This is a genomic window from Streptomyces spinosisporus (genome assembly GCF_022698145.1).
In the GTDB taxonomy this organism is placed as follows: Bacteria; Actinomycetota; Actinomycetes; order Streptomycetales; family Streptomycetaceae; genus Streptomyces; species Streptomyces spinosisporus.
The window spans coordinates 175,677-191,088 of record NZ_JALDAX010000002.1 but is presented as its reverse complement, the minus strand read 5'-3'; the positions used below and the strand labels follow the sequence as shown (position 1 = coordinate 191,088).

General features: G+C 70.4%; 10 protein-coding genes and 1 tRNA gene. 9 read left to right on the top strand and 2 right to left on the bottom strand.

Going from position 1 to position 15,412, the window contains the following annotated elements:
* Positions 1-7 precede the first annotated feature (7 nt).
* From MQN93_RS06070 to MQN93_RS06060, 3 genes are all read left to right on the top strand, one after another.
* A complete protein-coding gene (locus MQN93_RS06070) occupies positions 8-1,093 on the top strand; it encodes a hypothetical protein (RefSeq protein WP_242708638.1) in 1,086 nt (361 codons plus the stop codon).
* Positions 1,094-1,189: 96 nt separating this feature from the next.
* Positions 1,190-1,735 (top strand): hypothetical protein, encoded by a 546-nt coding sequence (locus MQN93_RS06065; RefSeq protein WP_234024422.1) that lies wholly within the window; start codon positions 1,190-1,192, stop codon positions 1,733-1,735.
* Entirely contained in the window at positions 1,732-4,848 is a 3,117-nt protein-coding gene (locus tag MQN93_RS06060; protein WP_242708637.1) for a helicase HerA domain-containing protein, read from the top strand. The genes MQN93_RS06065 and MQN93_RS06060 overlap by 4 nt, the downstream gene beginning before the upstream one ends.
* A gap of 259 nt (positions 4,849-5,107) precedes the next feature.
* On the opposite strand, the gene MQN93_RS06055 is transcribed toward MQN93_RS06060, so the two are convergent.
* Positions 5,108-5,180 (bottom strand) — tRNA-Arg (locus MQN93_RS06055).
* A gap of 320 nt (positions 5,181-5,500) precedes the next feature.
* On the opposite strand from MQN93_RS06055, the gene MQN93_RS06050 reads away from it, so the two are divergent.
* From MQN93_RS06050 to MQN93_RS06030, 5 genes are all read left to right on the top strand, one after another.
* Positions 5,501-7,108 (top strand): dynamin family protein, encoded by a 1,608-nt coding sequence (locus MQN93_RS06050; RefSeq protein WP_242708636.1) that lies wholly within the window; start codon positions 5,501-5,503, stop codon positions 7,106-7,108.
* Between the two features lie 3 nt (positions 7,109-7,111).
* A complete protein-coding gene (locus MQN93_RS06045; protein ID WP_242708635.1) occupies positions 7,112-9,139 on the top strand; it encodes a YfjP family GTPase in 2,028 nt (675 codons plus the stop codon).
* Positions 9,140-9,516: 377 nt separating this feature from the next.
* A complete protein-coding gene (locus MQN93_RS06040; protein ID WP_242708634.1) occupies positions 9,517-9,993 on the top strand; it encodes a single-stranded DNA-binding protein in 477 nt (158 codons plus the stop codon).
* A gap of 270 nt (positions 9,994-10,263) precedes the next feature.
* Positions 10,264-11,682 carry a Cys-Gln thioester bond-forming surface protein gene (locus tag MQN93_RS06035; protein WP_242708929.1) on the top strand — a complete coding sequence of 473 codons (1,419 nt, stop codon included), beginning with the start codon at positions 10,264-10,266 and terminating at the stop codon, positions 11,680-11,682.
* 146 nt (positions 11,683-11,828) lie between these two features.
* On the top strand, positions 11,829-12,218 hold the full coding sequence (locus MQN93_RS06030; protein ID WP_242708633.1) for a hypothetical protein: 390 nt from the start codon (positions 11,829-11,831) through the stop codon (positions 12,216-12,218).
* Positions 12,219-12,550: 332 nt separating this feature from the next.
* Here the strand turns inward: MQN93_RS06030 and MQN93_RS06025 are convergent, their stop codons facing one another.
* A complete protein-coding gene (locus MQN93_RS06025; protein WP_242708632.1) occupies positions 12,551-13,540 on the bottom strand; it encodes a quinone oxidoreductase family protein in 990 nt (329 codons plus the stop codon).
* A gap of 201 nt (positions 13,541-13,741) precedes the next feature.
* On the opposite strand from MQN93_RS06025, the gene ettA reads away from it, so the two are divergent.
* Positions 13,742-15,406, top strand: coding sequence for an energy-dependent translational throttle protein EttA (gene ettA / locus MQN93_RS06020; RefSeq protein WP_242708631.1), 1,665 nt, complete (start codon positions 13,742-13,744; stop codon positions 15,404-15,406).
* Positions 15,407-15,412 lie beyond the last annotated feature (6 nt).

Genomic DNA, 15,412 nt, shown 5'->3' with positions numbered 1-15,412 from the left:
GGAACCGATGACGATTCCGCTGAAGGTCGACGACATCGCCAGCTACCTGGCGGACACGGGCTGGGAGCGGGATCCACAAGGCTGGCGCGGAGCGAGTGTCTGGCAACACCCGGACGACTACGAGGTGTTGGTACCCGCCCGCGACGGCATGGGCGACAACGACAGCCGAGTACGGGAGATCCTGCGCTGTCTGTGCGCGCTGGAGGACCGGCCGGCGGGCGACATCGCCCTGGAGATCGCCAGACCGCAGCTGGACAAGCAGTCCTTCCGCACGTTTCCCACCGGCCACGACCCCGGCTACACCTCGCTGGTCCTGGGCACGCAGACCGTGCTGGGTGTCCGCAACGCCCTGACGGCGGCGGCGCGCACCGTCGTACAGGGTCCGCACTTCGCCTTCGCCGGCCGGCAACCGGGCGTGGTGGGCGACCTCTTGCGCGCAGCCGAACTCGGCCCCTCCCGCGCCGGGAGCTACATCGTCGAGATCCGGGTGGCGGCGGACGCGACGGCCCGGACCCCGAGCGGGGAGCAGATCACCGGTCGGGCCGTGCTGGTCCAGATGCTCGAGGCGGTGAGCGCGGCCCAGGCAGCCGTAGCGGCGGACGCGCCCGCGGCCTTCGACGAGACCGTCACGGCCGGCGTCTCCGCGGATCTGTGCAAGGCGCTCAGTGCGCTCTCGGGTTCCGACCGGAGCGCGCCCTTCGAGATCGGCTTCCGGTGGGCGCGCTCGCAGCCACTCGATGTGCCGTCACACGTCCTCGCGTTCCCCGAGACCTCGGGATCGCTTCTGCACGCCGCCTCCGTGCGGCTACGCGGTCTCAACGCCACCGGCGCCGCGACGGTCTCCGGTGTGGTCGAGGGGCTGCATGACGACTCCTCCGGCAACGACCGGTGGCGGATCAAGGTCCGTGGTGAGTTGCGCACCGAGCACGCCGAACTGGTCCGGCGGGCCGTCTGGGTGCGGCTCCCGGACCAGGCCTCGTACTACCGTGCGATCACCGCGCATCGGGAACGGCAGGTGATCACCGTCATGGGCGAGTTGTCCAGCGTGACCGGCCGGGTGGAACTGGTGCCCGGGCGGGGGTTCGACATCTGACCGGATTCCGGCTCATCGAGGAGGGGTTCTGTGCCGACGGAGTTGACTTTACGGGATCATGCATCGCTGTTCGCCCTGATGGTGGTCGCACGGCCGGTGACCAACCGTGAACTGCGCGAACTCGCCGGTCTGGAGATCACCGCGACGGTGCGACGGCGAGTGAACCAGGATGTCGAGCGGGTCGTGACCAGGAAGCCCGGTGCGGTCAACACACACCAGCTCACGTCCGCGGGCCGGACCTGGTGCGAGTCCGCTCTGGTGGCCGGACGCCCGGACGGAGCGAGGTTTCCGGCCGGGGTGCTCTATGCGGTGCTGGACAACGTCGGACAATATCTGGCCCGCTCCGGCACCAAGTTCGGCGAGTTCTTCCAGCCCGACGTCGAGGACTGGATCCGCGCCGTCTACACGGAACTCACCGCCCGCCGGAAACCGGGCAGCTGGGTCAAACTGTCGGCGCTGCGCCCCTGGCTCGAGGACCTGCCGCGAGGGGTAGTCGACGCCGAACTCGACCGGATGATCGAGCAGCCCGACGTACAGCTGATGGGCGAGCTCAACCAGCGCACACTCAGCGACGAGGACCGCGGAGCCGCCGTCGACATCGGAGGCGAACCCCGCCACCTGCTGCGGATCGGACCGGCGTGAACGGGGAACTCGCCGCCCTGGAGACGCTGTACATCAACACCGCGCTGACCCAGGAAGAGATCTGGACACCGGTGACCGCCTACCACGTCGACGGCCTCCACCCCGAGGTGTTCCGGCGGCTGAGGAGGGCGATCAGCGCCGTCGAGCGCGCCCACTCGCCCATGGCGACCGTGGTGCGTGGCGAGAGCGGCTCGGGCAAGACGCATCTGCTCGGCTGGACCCGCCACGAGATCCAGGAGCGCGGCGGTTCCTTCTTCTACGTCAAGCTCGTCACCGGCCGGAACTTCTGGGAGAGCGCCGCCGACAGTCTCGTCGACAGTCTGTACCGGCAGGACGAGGGCGGCCAGGACCAACTGATTCGCCTGCTCGACGCGCTTTCGCGCCAGGCTCGCCTCGACACGGAGACCCATACCGCCGTCACTGGCCGGGGCGAGTTGACGCGTGCTCATGTCGATGCGTTCGTCCGGGGGATCAGGACCATCGACCGGCAGGTGGGCAACGAGGCCGCGGACACGGCCCGCGCGCTGGCGCTCATAGCCTCCACCGGCGATCCCGTGGAGATCGGCAGGGCCTACTTCGCGCTCAACGACGACGACGGGGACAGGCGTGCCGCCTGGGGCATGTCGCAGGGCGGGCGACCCGCTCAACGCGTCCTGCGCGATCTGACGCGCCTGTTCGCCCTGGTCGGACCGCTGGTGTTCGCCTTCGACCAGCTCGACACCCTGGTGTCCGCCGCGGAGACGTCGTCGCTGACGTCGCCCGCTTCCGGCGCGGGCCGGGCCGCGAAGCGGCTGAGCGGTGAGATCGCCACCGGCCTGATGGAACTGCGGGAGGAGGCCCGCCGGACCCTGATGGTCGTGGCGTGCCACGAGGACACCTGGGAGCAGATTTCCCGGGTGGCGGTCCGGTCCGCCCTGGACCGGTTCGAGGTGCTGCCGACGCTCGGCGCGATTCCCGACGAGGACACCGCCGCTGCCATCGTCAGCAGCCGCTTTCGGTCCTCCTACGAGTCGGTGGGGTTCACCCCGCCGTATCCCACCTGGCCGGTCACCTCGGCGGCGCTGTCCGAAGCCCCACACCGTTACACCGCACGGCGGTTGCTCGTCCGGGTCCAGAAGCACATCGAGGCGTGTCTGCAGAGCGGCACGGTGGCCGAACTGATCTCCCTGGCAGGCGCAGAGCCCACGGCGGCTGCACCGCCCGCACCGGCGACGGCCGTCAACCTGAGCACCCTGACGGAGTCCTTCGACAAGCTCCGTGCCGAGGCGGACGACCTCGGGCCGCTCGACCCCACTGTCGAGGACGGGTTGATGCCCGCTCTGCTGGGCGCGGGGCTGCGGAGCCTGGTCAGGGAACTGGGTGCCGACGAGACGCGGTTCTCCATCGAGACCGACTTCGGCCGCAAGGCGGCGTTGCACGCCCGGTTGCGCTATGTCGTGGACGAGGCCAGCGAGAACGAATTCCACTGGTCGTTCCGGGCGATCGCCGCGAACAACGCCATCGCAGCCCAGAACCGGATCCGTAACGCGACCGTGGAGGCCGGCCTGACGGCCGACCTGGCGAGTCGCCGGCTGATCCTGCTGCGGAACACGCCGTACCCGAGCGGCCCCAAGACCAAGGCCATCAAGGACGACTTCGAGGCGCGGGGAGGGATGTCGTTACCGATCGGCGCAGCCGACCTGCGGACCCTGGCCGCCCTGCGGGCCATGCTCGGCGACCGTACGTCGGGCCTGGACGAATGGCTGCGACAGGAGCGCCCCGCTTCCCGGATCGAGGTCCTCGCGCCGGTGCTGAGTGACTTACGGCAGCATCTCGGCCTCGCGACCACGGAAGCCGGCTCCGACGTGGTGGCGGATGCGGCGAGCACACCGGAGGACGCCGAGACCGCTCGTACCGAAATCGTCGTCGGCACCACCATCCGGGGCGGCCGTTCCTTTGCGGTTCCCATGGAATCGCTCCGGATGCACACCGCGGTGGTGGGCGCGGCGGGATCGGGCAAGACGGTCCTGATCAAACGACTTGTGGAGCAGTGCGCTCTGCGCGGCGTCTCGGCGATCGTGCTGGATCCGAACGACGACCTCGCACGGCTCGGCGACCCCTGGTCGCGCCCGCCGAGGGGTTGGACGGACGACCATGAGCGCGAGGCCCGACGCTATTTCGCGGATGTCGAAGTGGTGGTGTGGACACCGGGTCTGAACCGCGGACGTCCGATCTCCTTCCATCCGCTTCCCGACTTCGGTCCCGTCCTCGACGACGAAGACGACTTCCCCCGTCTGGTCCGGTCGACCGTCACGTCACTCGCGCCGCATGCCGGTGTACGCGGCAGCAGCGGTCGCGCGACCCAGCAGCTGGGGGTCCTCAAACGTGCCCTCGAACGGTACGCGCGCGACGGAGGCAGGACCCTGGCCGGCTTCGTCGAGCTGCTCGCCGAGCCCCCGAGCGACATCGTGAACAGCAGGACCAGCCGCTTCGCGGTTCAGATGGCGGACACGCTGGAAGCCGCGATGGAGACCGACCCGCTGTTCGGAGAGTCCGGCGAACCCGCCGATCCCGGCATGCTCCTGATCCCGTCGCCGGGAAAGGCCGCCCGAATCTCGGTGATCAGCTTCATCGGCCTGTCAGGAGACGGACCGGCCCAATTCGTCAGCCGCCTCCAGGCGACCTTGTTCTCATGGTTCAGGGCACACCCGGTCGGCGACCGAGCCCTGGGCGGGCTGCTGGTGATGGACGAGGCGCAGAACTTCGTGCCCTCCGGTGCACCGAATCCGAGTACGGACAGCACGGTCGAACTCATCCGCCAGATACGCAAGTACGGACTGGGGATGGTCCTCGCCTCACAGCTGCCCAGGGGGATCCACAACCAGGCGCTGGGCAACACGGTGAACCAGTTCATCGGCCGACTCACCCAACCCGCGCACATCGAGGCCGTCAGGACCATGGCTCAGGCGCGGAACGCGGTCCTCGACAACCTCGCCGGCCTCAAGGCCGGCATGTTCAACGCCGCGGGGGAGGGGACCGGATTCAACAAGATCGAGGTGCCGATCTGCCTCAGTCACCACGACGTGCCGCTCAAGGAGGACGAGATCGTCGAACGAGCCCGCCGGGGTACCTGAGCGGTCGTGAGGCGGTGAGCACCCGCACGACCTGTGCGTGGGCAGCGGTGTCGGACGCGGACGCCGCAACGACTCACGTGCGACGTGCCGGCGCCGGCACCCCTCTCCGGCAGGCTCACGTCTGAGCGGGCCGAGCAGGCTGAGCAGGCCGAGCGGGTCTACGGTGCCGTCAGGCACCGGAGGGCGTGGCTGCGTGGGTGAACCATGAAACCCGGTCCGAACAGCAAAAACGCCCTCCCGAAGGAGGGCGGAAACGGGGCGCCCCCGGCAGGACTCGAACCTGCGGCCAAGCGCTTAGAAGGCGCCTGCTCTATCCACTGAGCTACGGGGGCCGGTGTGTGGCCGCTGTCGTGGGTGCCCGGGTGTGGGCTGATCCGTGACGTTGCCGGGGACAAGGATAGGGCTCCCGTGTCCTTGCCCCTGTCGCTTCGCCTCCGTGGCTCGATGTGGAGGTTCGGTGAAGCGGTCCTGATAATCGCAGGCAGGTGCGAATCGTGCATCGCTTTTGGGCCCTCGCGCACCGGGTGTTGTGCACTCGTTATGCCTGGACTGTGCCTCCGTCCCAGTCATCCCTTGCGTCCCTTGTGTCCTGTCGGCGCGCAGACATGCTCATATGCTTCAGAATTCCCCTAAAATTGGGCATTCTTCGCATGTGGTGACCTTGGACGTACGGCCTCAGCTGCTCGACGCACTCTCCGCCCTGCGCGACCGTGTCGCCGCCGCACGCTTCCCGCTGCCCCTGGCGGGGGCTCCACGCGCGCGTGCCAACCGCGACGAACTGCTTGCCCAGCTCGACGACTATCTGGTGCCCCGGTTGAGAGAGCCCGAAGCGCCTCTCCTGGCCGTCGTGGGCGGCTCGACAGGCGCCGGCAAGTCGACCCTCGTCAACTCCCTGGTGGGCCGCCGGGTCAGCGAGGCGGGCGTGCTGCGCCCGACCACGCGGACGCCGGTACTGGTGTGCCATCCGGAGGACCATCACTGGTTCAGCGGGATGAGGGTGCTGCCCGACCTCACGCGCGTGTGGGTGCCCCACCGGGAGGTCGGGGACGAGTTGTTGCTCCCCGGAGAGGACCCCGCGCGCGTGCTGCGCGTCGAGACCGCCGACACGATGCCGCGCGGTCTCGCCCTCCTCGACGCCCCCGACATCGACTCCCTGGTTGCCGACAACCGCGTCCTGGCCGCCGAACTCGTCTGCGCGGCCGACGTCTGGATCATGGTCACCACGGCCGCGCGGTACGCCGACGCCGTCCCCTGGCATCTGCTGCGTACCGCCAAGGAGTACGACGCCACCCTCGTGACCGTGCTCGACCGCGTACCGCACCAGGTCGTCTCCGAGGTCTCCCGGCAGTACGGCGCGCTGCTCACCAAGGCCGGGCTCGGCGACGTGCCCCGCTTCACCGTGCCCGAACTGCCCGAGTCGGCCTGGGGGAGCGGCCTGCTGCCGGCCTCCGCCGTGGCCTCGCTGCGGACCTGGCTGGTGCACCTCGTGCAGGACCCGGCCGCCCGGCAGCACGCCATGACCCGTACCGCACACGGAGTGCTCGACTCCCTCAAGGCCCGCATGCCCGAACTCGCCAGTGCGGCCGCCGCCCAGTACGCGGCCGCCCTGCGGCTCACCTCGGCCGTCGACACGGCGTACGACAGCGAGCACGCGCGCGTGCGGGGGCGGTTGCAGGCAGGCGCCGTACTCGCCGGGGACGCCCTCAAACGGTGGCGGGCCTTTCCGCTCGACTGCTCCGGCCAAGAGCTCCTCGACGCGCTCGTGGAGAGCCTGGCCGCCCTCCTGCTGTGTGCTGTCACCGCGGCCGACGAGCGCGTCGCGGAGGCCTGGCGGCGCGAACCCGCGGCGCGCGCCCCCGAGCTGACCGGACGCGAACCGTCCCTGGAGAGCCCCGAGCACCGCATCGGGATCGCCGTACGGCGGTGGCGGCGCGAACTCGAGGAGTACGCCGAGGAGGAGGTCCGCGAGCTCGACCGCAGCGTCGCGCCGGACCCCGAGGTGGTCGCCGTCCTCGTCGCCACCGTGCTGCTGGGCGGACGCCGGGCGCGCGCGGCCGGTGAACGGCTCGCCGAGCGGATCGGCGCACACGGCGCGCTGCGGCTGCGCGACCGGGGCGGGCGGCTGCTCACCGAGACCGTCGACCGCGTGATGCACACCGAACGCGAGCGCTGCCTCGCGCCGCTCGACGCCCTCGACGTCCATCCCGAACCCCAGGCCGAACTCATCGCCGCGCTGTCCGTACTGCAGAAGGAGAGGTGACCGGTGACTGCCGTCACTGACCAGGACCACACGGAACACGCCGATCGTGCGGGGGAGAACGGGGGCGCCGGGGGAGAGCGTTCCGCTGAGGGGGCTTCCACTGAAGGGACCTCCGGGGAGGGCACGACCGAAGGGGGTGCGTCTGGCGGGGGCGGCTCCGACAGGGGGGCTCATGAAGAGCCCGACGGCAGCAAGTCCGGCAACGGGCGCACGCAGAAGGCCGACGGGTCGGAGAAGGGCCGCCACGCGCGCGTGGAGCGCGACTCCGCTGGTACGGGCGCGCGTGCAGACGCCGGTCGTATTGATTCCGCTTCCGCGGAGGCCGCAGACGCCTGGGACGACGGGCTGATCGCGCGGCGCGTGAGCGAGGAGGACGGCGGGGGCGAGCGCGTGCCCGTCGCGGAGGTCCGTGGGCACAGTGCGCTGCCCTCGGGGCCGCTCGTGTACGACGGCCGGCTGCGGTCGCGGCTCGAGGCGTTGCGGGAACTCGTGGGGCTCTCGCGCACCCGGCTCGACAGCCGGACGCTCGCCGAGGCGGGCCGAGTGCTGGACGAAGCGGCGGCACGGCGCAGACTCTCCGGGCAGCACACCGTCGTCGCCATCGCGGGCGCGACGGGCAGCGGCAAGTCGCAGCTGTTCAACGCGCTTGCCGGGGTGCCCATTTCGGAGACCGGCGTACGGCGGCCCACCACGGCGGCGCCCATCGCGTGCAGTTGGAGCGACGGCGGCGCCACCCTGATCGAGCGGCTCGGCATCCCGCCCCGGCTGCGCAGGCGCCCGCTGCAGAACCCCGAGGCCGAGGCGCAACTGCGCGGGCTCGTCCTGGTCGACCTGCCCGATCACGACTCCGCGGCCGTGCAGCACCGCGAGCAGGTGGACCGCGTCCTCGCCCTCGTCGACGCCGTCATCTGGGTCGTGGACCCCGAGAAGTACGCCGACGCCGTCCTCCATGAGCGCTATCTGCGGCCCATGGCGGGTCATTCGGAGGTCATGTTCGTCGTCCTCAACCAGACCGACCGGCTGCCCGGCGACGCCACCCACCAGGTCCTCGACGACCTGCGGCGGCTGCTCGACGAGGACGGGATCGCGCTGGGGGAGTACGGCGAACCGGGCGCCACCGTGCTCGCCCTGTCCGCGCTCACCGGGGAGGGAGTCGGTGAGCTGCGCGAGGCGCTCGGGCAGTTCGTGGCCGAGCGCGGCGCCCCAGCACGCCGTATCTCGGCCGACCTGGACGCCGCCGCGGACGGACTTCGGCCCGTGTACGCCACACGGCGGCGGACCGGCCTGAGCGAGGAGGCGCGCGACGAGTTCGCCGCCCGGCTCGCGGACGCGGTGGGCGCCTCCGCCGCCGGCGAGGCGGCCGAGCGCGCGTGGCTGCGCAACGCCAACCGCGCCTGCGGAACGCCCTGGCTGCGGCTGTGGCGCTGGTACCAGGACCGGTCCCAACCGGTCACGGGGCGGCTGTCGTTGCGTACCCCGGAGGACGCCGAGGCGACGGCGCGTCAGCGGGTCGAGCAGGCGGTACGGACGCTGGCCGACCGGGCCTCGACCGGACTGCCTGCACCCTGGGCGCAGGCGGTGCGCGAGGCGGCCGTACGGGGCTCTCAGGGGCTGCCCGAGGCGCTCGACGAACTGGCGGCCCGCGCGGGTCTGCCGCCCGGGCGACCGCCTCGGCCCGGCTGGTGGCCGGCGGCGGTGCTGATCCAGGCCTGCATGACGCTGCTCCAAGTCGTGGGCGGACTGTGGCTGTTGGGGCAGATCATCGGGTTCATGGCGCCGAACCTGGGCGTGCCGGTGCTGCTGATGCTGGCCGGGATCGTCGGCGGCCCGATCGTCGAATGGAGCTGCCGGATGGCGGCACGCGGACCCGCCCGGCGCTACGGCACCGAAGCGGAACGGCGTCTACGGGAGGCGGCCGCCGGGTGCGGCAGAGCCTGGGTGCTGGATCCGGTGGCGGCGGAGCTGCTGCGGTACCGGGAAGTGCGCGAGCAGTACGGGCGGGTGACGGGAGTGGTGACTTCGCCTCGGTGAGGTGAGGGGGTGTGCTGCGGCGGTGCGGCGGTGCGGCGGTGCGGCGGTATGGCGGTATGGCGGTATGGCGGTATGGCGGTTCTGTGGGCTGTGGGCTGTGGGCTGTGGGCTGCGGCGGGGCCTGGTCGGGAGTGTGACGGTCGGTCTCCCGGCAGATGATCACTCGTCAGGGTCGTCCTGGTGCCACTCGTCAGGGTGACGGAGTTATCCACAGGCGGTGGACGGTCCACAGGGCTCAGCGGGCTCGGCCCGACGGAGGCAGTCTGGCGGTGCGGCGATCACGGCACATGCGATCGCCGCGGTAGACGCAGCCGTACGGGACGGGCCCGTAGGCATGTCCGCCCGGCCCCGCAGGCCGGGCGAAGGAGGGGGTCGTGATGAACGAGACGATCATCTGCGCAGTGGGGAACGTGGCGACGCAGCCGGTCTTCCGCGAGCTGGGGACGGGACCTTCGGCGCGTTTCCGGCTGGCGGTGACCTCGCGCTATCTGGACCGGGAGAAGAACGAGTGGACCGACGGCCACACCAACTTCTTCACGGTGTGGGCGAAGCGGCAGCTGGCCATGAACGTGTCGGGGTCGCTCAACGTGGGAGATCCCGTCATCGTGCAGGGCAGGCTCAAGGTGCGTTCGGAGGTGCGCGAGGGGCAGAACTGGACCTCGGCGGATCTGGACGCGGTGGCGATCGGTCACGACCTCACCCGGGGGACGTCGGCCTTCCGGCGCACGGGCCGGCCGGAAGCGGGCGCGAGCGCCCCGGCCCCGCAGCAGCCGGAGCCCAACTGGGAGACCGCGCCAGGGGAGTCGGGGGCAGCCGTTCCCCAACAGGAGCCGGAACCGGCGGCGGTGACGTGATGTCAGATGGTGTCCAGGACTGACCGGACTGCGGCTTATCGGCGAATGCATTGCGAACCGTCCGGTGGATTTGTCGATAAGCCCTGCTCACAGGCCCGACTTGAGCTCTCGTGGCGATAACGATTCCGAGTCGGATCGCTTGTCCGACGGTATGACCGGCAAGCGTGGCGCGGACGCGTCCCTAGTATGCCGGGACAGCTCTTGGGGCTTCTGATTCTGCTGGTGGGGCCACTCCCCCCGCATCAATGGTCCTGCTCGAAGGGGAATGTGGTGTTTTCTTCTTTCTTCGCGCCGTCCGCGCGCAGGCGAGGTGCAACCCGCACCGCCGCCGCGGCGCTGGTGTCCGGTCTGGTCGCCGTCGGCGTGCTCACCGGTGCCGGTACGGCCGCCGCGGACACCGCGGAGACGACGCAGAACCAGGGCGGGGCGACGGCCACGATAGGCGGACTCAAGACGTACGGCGCCGCCGTGATCCACGAGGCCACCGGGGATCAGCAGGTCTCGGCGGGCCTGTTCGAGATGTCCGTCGACGGCGGGGGCACCCTGCAGACGTACTGCGTCGATCTGCACAACCCGACGCAGCGGGACGCCAAGTACCACGAGACCGCCTGGAGCGGCACCTCGCTGGGGGCCAACAGGAACGCCGGCAAGATCCGCTGGATCCTGCAGAACTCCTACCCGCAGGTGAACGACCTCGCGACGCTCGCGGCGAAGGCCGGGGTCAAGGGCGGCCTGACCGAGCAGGACGCGGCGGCCGGTACCCAGGTGGCCATCTGGCGCTACTCGGACGGGGCCGACGTCGACGCCGTCGACCCACAGGCCGAGAGGCTCGCGGCGTATCTCGAGAAGAGCGCCGTCAACCTGTCGGAGCCGCAGGCGTCGCTCAGGCTCGACCCGCCCGCGGTCTCCGGTCACCCCGGTGAACTGCTCGGCCCGGTGACCGTGCACACGAACGCGGCCGGTGTGGCCGTGACGCCGCCGGCGGACGCGGCGACCAGCGGGGTGCGGATCGTGGGCAAGGACGGCAAGCCGGTCACGTCCGCGGTGAACGGCAGTCAGCTCTTCTTCGACGTGCCCGAGGACGCGGACGGGGGATCGGCCGCGATCACCGTGCAGGCCTCGACCACCGTGCCGGTGGGCCGTGCCTTCACCTCGGAGACCCGCAGCCAGACGCAGATCCTGGCCGGTTCCAGCGAGTCGACGGTCTCGGCGCCGGCGAGCGCGACCTGGGCGAAGCAGGGGGCGATACCGGCGCTGTCCGCGGTGAAGGACTGCGCCAAGGGCGGTCTGGACCTCGCCGCCGCCAACCAGGGCGACGAGGCGTTCACCTTCGAGCTGATGGGGACGGAGTACACGATCCCGGCCGGAGAGTCCCGCACGGTGACGATCCCGCTGCAGGAGGACCAGGCGTACGACTTCACGATCAAGGGGCCCGGTGGTCTCGCCAAGCGGTTCAGCGGCACGCTCGACTGCCTGACCCAGGGCAATGAGAGCGGCGACGCGACCCAGGTCCTCAGCGAGCCGAGCCCCGCGACCGTGGGGGGCGGCACCGCCGACGACACCAACCTCGCGGCGACCGGCGGGTCCAGCACCACTCCGCTGATCGCGGGAGTCGCCATCGCCTTCGTACTGATCGGCGGTGCGGCGCTGGTGCTGGTGGGGAAGAAGAACGCACCGACGCAGGAGTGACCTCCGGCAGCGACAGCGGCAGCGGTATCGGCGAGAGCTGTGTTGGCGGGAGCTGTGTTGGCGGGAGTGGCACCGGTGGCACGGATCCTTCGGCGGATCCGGTCGCCGAGGCCCCGCGAGGCCCGTTCGCTGGGCAGGATGGGCCCATGACCAAGACTTCGCGTGCCGTGCCGGGGGCGTCTCACCGTACCTCGGAGTCCGTACTGTCCCTGTGGTCGCACGACTCGGTGCTGTCGATCGGCTCGGTGGGGTCGGTGCTGTCCATCGGCTCCGTCGGCTCGGCCCTGTCCGTCGGGTCGATCGGAAGCTCCCTGTCCGTCGGATCGATCGGTTCCGCTCTCTCGCTGATCTCGGCCTGTTCCTGGCTGAGCAAGGGGTCGGTGCTGTCCGCGCAGTCGCAGTGGTCGGTCCTGTCGTGGCGCTCCTCGCACGGCTTCCGGTCGGTGGGGGCAGCGGGAGCGGTGGGCGCTGCGGCCGTGGCGGCCCTGCTGCTGGCGCAGCGGCTGCCGCTGGGGGTCGGCGACCGCCGGTCGTGATGGACAGGGGCAGGCCCTCGCTCAGACAGGGGCCGGCCACTCGCTCAGGCAGGTCTTGCGCCCCGGCACCTGGGCAGGTCTCGTGCCGCCGCACCCAGCCAAATCTTGTGCCCCGCACTCAGCCAGGTCTCGCGCCTCGGCACCCAGCCAGGTTTCGTGCCCCGGCACTCAGGCAGGTCTCGTGCCTCGGCCCCCAGCCAGGTCTCGTGCCCCGGCCCCCAGCCAGGTCTCGCGCCCCCGCACCCAGCCAGGTCTCGTGCCCCCACACCCAGCCAGGCCTCGCACCTTCCGCACCCAGGCAAGTCTCGCTCCCCCGCACCCAGGCAAGCTGATCACCGCCCTCCGACCTCCAGTACCAGCTTGCCCGTCGTCGTGCCCGATTCGATGCGGCGGTGGGCCTCGGCGGCCTGGTTGAGGGGGAGGGTTTCGATCTGGACGCGGAGGTCTCCCTTTGCGGTGGCCGTCACGGCGCGGCGCAGGGCGTGGCCCGTGGCCTGGGGGAAGGCGGCGGAGAAGGCGGCCAGGTTGAAGCCGGAGACGGTCTTGTTGGTGAACCACAGGGCGTTGGCCGGGATGCCGACGTCCTCGGCGCCCGAGGCGTTGCCCATGACGACCAGGCGTCCCATCGGGGCGAGCAGGTCCAGGCCGGCGCGGCGGGCGGGACCGCCGACCATGTCGACCACGATGTCGAAGGCGCCGGCGTCGAAGTCGGAGGTCCGGTCCCGCAGGATCACCTCGTCGTAGCCGAAGCCGAGGGCGGTCTCGATCTTGGCCTCGCTGCCGACGGTGCCGACCACGCGGCCGGCGCCCAGCAGACGGGCGACCTGCCCCAGCTGGCTGCCCACGCCGCCCGCCGCGGCATGGACCAGCACACGCTCGCCGGGCTGCATCCGGGCCACCCGGTCGAGCACGAGGAAGGCGGTGGTGCTGTTGGACGGCAGCGCCGCGGCGATGTCCGTTCCGATGCCGAGGCCGTCCAGCGGTGACACCAGGTCCGCGGAGGTGACCACGACCTCGGCGTAGCCACCGCTGTCAACGATGGTGAGCGCCGCCACCGGCTGCCCGACGACCAGGCCCTCGACGCCTTCGCCGACGGCCCGGATGCGCCCCGCGACCTCGATGCCGGGCACGAACGGCAGCGGTACGTCGACCACGCCGCGCCGGTAGAGGACCTCGGCGAAGTTGGCACCGGCGTGAGCCACGTCGACGGCGACCTGGCCCGACCCCGGCTCGGGGACCGCAAGCGTGACGGTGCAAAGCACATCGGCCTCGCCGAATGCGGGGATGGTCACGGCCTTCATCTGTGCGCTGCTGCTGTCCATGACACCGATCCTGCTGGCCACGGCCCCACCGTGGGCAGTACCTGTTCATCCTGGGCGTGACACCACCAGGCTGCCGCGGGCAGCGGCGAAAGCCCCAGCTCAGCGCCCTGCTTCGATACGGGTTTCCATCGTGGGGTGGCCGTCAGGCAAGATGGGATGTATCTGCCCACTGCCAGATTTCAAGCTGCCGGACGGTTTCTCTTGGCTGAGTTCATTTACACCATGCGCAAGACGCGCAAGGCGCACGGCGACAAGGTGATTCTCGATGATGTCACCCTGAACTTCCTGCCGGGGGCGAAGATCGGCGTCGTCGGTCCGAACGGTGCCGGTAAGTCGACCGTGCTGAAGATCATGGCGGGGCTGGAGCAGCCGTCCAACGGTGACGCCTTCATCTCGCCCGGTTACAGCGTCGGCATCCTCCTTCAGGAGCCGCCGCTCAACGAGGAGAAGACCGTCCTGGAGAACGTCCAGGAGGGTGTCGCCGAGGTCAAGGGCAAGCTCGACCGGTTCAACGAGATCGCCGAGCTGATGGCCACCGACTACAGCGATGCGTTGCTGGAGGAGATGGGCAAGCTCCAGGAAGAGCTCGACCACGCGAACGCGTGGGATCTGGACGCCCAGCTGGAGCAGGCCATGGACGCGCTCGGCTGCCCGCCCGGCGACTGGCCCGTCACCACGCTCTCCGGTGGCGAGAAGCGCCGCGTCGCGCTGTGCAAGCTGCTCCTTGAGGCGCCCGACCTGCTGCTCCTCGACGAGCCCACCAACCACCTCGACGCCGAGTCCGTGAACTGGCTGGAGCAGCACCTCGCCAAGTACGCGGGCACCGTCGTGGCCATCACCCACGACCGGTACTTCCTCGACAACGTCGCCGAGTGGATCCTCGAACTCGACCGCGGCCGCGCGTACCCGTACGAGGGCAACTACTCCACGTACCTGGAGACCAAGCAGACCCGTCTCAAGGTCGAGGGCCAGAAGGACGCCAAGCGCGCCAAGCGGCTCAAGGAAGAGCTGGAGTGGGTGCGGTCCAACGCCAAGGGGCGGCAGGCCAAGTCCAAGGCGCGTCTGGCCCGTTACGAGGAGATGGCCGCCGAGGCCGAGAAGATGCGGAAGCTGGACTTCGAGGAGATCCAGATCCCGCCGGGCCCGCGGCTCGGCAGCATCGTCGTCGAGGTCAACAACCTCAACAAGGCCTTCGGCGACAAGGTGCTCATCGACGACCTGAGCTTCACGCTGCCGCGCAACGGCATCGTGGGCGTCATCGGCCCCAACGGCGCCGGCAAGACGACCCTGTTCAAGATGATCCAGGGTCTCGAGGAGCCGGACTCGGGAAGCATCAAGGTCGGCGACACGGTCAAGATCTCCTACGTCGACCAGTCCCGCGAGAACATCGACCCCAAGAAGACGCTGTGGGCCGTGGTCTCCGACGAGCTCGACTACATCAACGTCGGCCAGGTCGAGATGCCGTCGCGGGCGTACGTGTCCGCGTTCGGCTTCAAGGGCCCCGACCAGCAGAAGCCCGCCGGTGTCCTGTCCGGCGGTGAGCGCAACCGCCTCAACCTCGCGCTCACCCTCAAGCAGGGCGGCAACCTGCTGCTCCTCGACGAGCCGACCAACGACCTGGACGTGGAGACCCTCAGCAGCCTGGAGAACGCGCTGCTGGAGTTCCCCGGCTGCGCCGTGGTCGTCTCCCACGACCGCTGGTTCCTCGACCGGGTCGCCACGCACATCCTCGCCTACGAGGGTGACTCCAAGTGGTTCTGGTTCGAGGGCAACTTCGAGTCGTACGAGAAGAACAAGATCGAGCGGCTCGGCCCGGACGCGGCGCGTCCGCACCGTGCCACCTACAAGAAGCTGACCCGGGGCTGATCGGTC

Excerpts from the sequence above, each read along its gene's own strand:
- MQN93_RS06070 (WP_242708638.1), top strand. The coding sequence starts at position 8 with ATGACGATTCCGCTGAAGGTCGACGACATCGCCAGCTACCTGGCGGAC.
- MQN93_RS06040 (WP_242708634.1), top strand. The coding sequence starts at position 9,517 with ATGAACGAGACGATCATCTGCGCAGTGGGGAACGTGGCGACGCAGCCG.
- MQN93_RS06030 (WP_242708633.1), top strand. The coding sequence starts at position 11,829 with ATGACCAAGACTTCGCGTGCCGTGCCGGGGGCGTCTCACCGTACCTCG.
- MQN93_RS06025 (WP_242708632.1), bottom strand. The coding sequence starts at position 13,540 with ATGGACAGCAGCAGCGCACAGATGAAGGCCGTGACCATCCCCGCATTC.